Source organism: Demequina gelatinilytica, assembly GCF_000971115.1.
GTDB classification, from domain to species: domain Bacteria; phylum Actinomycetota; class Actinomycetes; order Actinomycetales; family Demequinaceae; genus Demequina; species Demequina gelatinilytica.
The window spans coordinates 1-1,069 of sequence record NZ_BBLV01000031.1; the positions used below are offsets into that span (position 1 = coordinate 1).

The window sequence follows — 1,069 nt, forward strand, 5'->3', positions numbered from 1 at the left end:
CTAGGTGTACTCGGTCAGCAGGTTGGTGACACTCGGCTGATCGGGGGTCGGCCGCCGGCGGCGGTGTGGGGTCGATCGTAGTTGTAGTGGTCGAGCCAGGCGCCCAGGGCTGCGGTGCGCTCGGTGTTGGTCGCGTAGGCGCGCCGGTAGGCCCACCGTTCCTGCAGGGTGCGGTTGAAGCGTTCGGCCTTGCCGTTCTGCCACGGCGAGTACGGGCGGGTGCGGCGATGCTTGGCGCCGAGCATGCCCATGACGTCCTGGAAAGCTCGGGCACGGGTGTAGTTCATCGCGTTGTCCGTCATCACCTCGCGGACCTGGACGCCGTGGGATGCGAAGAACGCGGCGGCGTCGGCGAGGAACTGGGCACAGGTGTCGCCGGTCTCGTCGGGCAGGACCTGTGCGAACGCGAGCCTCGAGTGATCGTCGACGGCGACGTGGACATGGTCGTAGCCGATTCCCCGCCCGCGGGCGGCCTTGGTGCGGCCGTGCACGCGGTGACCGCCGCCGTCGGGGATACGGCCGACTTTCTTCACGTCCACGTGGATCAGGTCGCCCGCGTGCTCACGCTCGTACCGGTGGGTCGTGGCACGGGACGCGCGGATCACCTCGCCGCTGACGGGGTCGATGTCGAACAAGCGAGGCAGGCCCGCCCGAGCGATGATCCGTCCCGCCGTCGACGCCGAGATCCCCACCGCGGTCGCGAGCTCGACCGCGTTGAGCCGGTCGTTCTCGCGCAGCGCCACCACTGTCGCGACGATCTCCGTCGACGTCCGTGTCGGGCTCACGTGGGGTCGCGACGAGCGATCCTCCAGCCCCGCATCGCCTTCCGCCTGGTAGCGGCCCCACCAGCGGTGCGCGCAGGTGCGAGAGACACCCATCTCCTTCGCGACATGCGCGACAGGACGGCCAGCAGCGATCCGCTCGACCAGGATCTGGCGTCCACGGACGGTCAGGCGAGCATTACGGTGGTGCATGAGAAGGCCTCTTTCGTTGGCGACTAGACACCACCAATGATCGGGGCCTTCTCCCTTACCTCCGTGACACCAACGTCATGACCGAGTACACTAGG

General features: G+C 68.3%; 1 protein-coding gene. It reads right to left on the reverse strand.

Annotated elements, in window-relative coordinates; translation table 11 throughout:
- Positions 1 to 14: 14 nt before the first annotated feature.
- Positions 15 to 974, reverse strand: coding sequence for an IS481 family transposase (locus tag AOM00_RS15100; RefSeq protein ID WP_062518588.1), 960 nt, complete (start codon positions 972 to 974; stop codon positions 15 to 17).
- Between the last annotated feature and the right edge of the window lie 95 nt (positions 975 to 1,069).

Bases quoted from the DNA above. Each gene is read 5' to 3' on its own strand.
- AOM00_RS15100 (WP_062518588.1), bottom strand. From the start codon at position 974: ATGCACCACCGTAATGCTCGCCTGACCGTCCGTGGACGCCAGATCCTG.